This window comes from Myxococcus llanfairpwllgwyngyllgogerychwyrndrobwllllantysiliogogogochensis (assembly GCF_006636215.1).
GTDB classification, from domain to species: Bacteria; Myxococcota; Myxococcia; order Myxococcales; family Myxococcaceae; genus Myxococcus; species Myxococcus llanfairpwllgwyngyllgogerychwyrndrobwllllantysiliogogogochensis.
On record NZ_VIFM01000906.1, the window covers coordinates 1 to 409 of the forward strand.

Below are 409 nucleotides of genomic sequence, written 5' to 3' on the forward strand. Positions count from 1 at the left end.
GGCGGGCCCAGTCCATCACGGCGGCGAGCGGCACGGTGTCGTCCTGCTCGCCGTGCACGACCAGGGTGCGGCCGTGGGCCTCGGCCGGCACGGGGGCGACGGTGAAGCGGCTCGCGGCCGTTCCCACGAGCACCGCGCGCTCGATGACGCGCGGCTCCCAGAGCCGCGCCAGCGCATGGCTGGTGACGAAGGCGCCGAACGAGAACCCGGCCAGCGCCAGGGGGCCTTCGGGCGCCGCCTGTCCGACGACGGCCAGCAGGTCTTCGAGTTCGCCGCGGCCCTCGTCGTAGGTGCCGGCGGTGGCGCCCACGCCGCGGAAGTTGAAGCGCACGGCCGTCCAGCCGCTGGCGACGAAGGCCCGCGCGAGGGTCTGCACGACCTTGTTGTCCATGGTGCCGCCGAACAGCGG

General features: G+C 75.1%; 1 protein-coding gene. It reads right to left on the minus strand.

Features of this window, described 5'->3' with window-relative positions:
- Nucleotides 1–391 (minus strand): serine aminopeptidase domain-containing protein (locus tag FJV41_RS57575; RefSeq protein ID WP_246137947.1); only part of this gene is annotated, 391 nt, incomplete at its 3' end.
- Nucleotides 392–409: the final 18 nt, after the last annotated feature.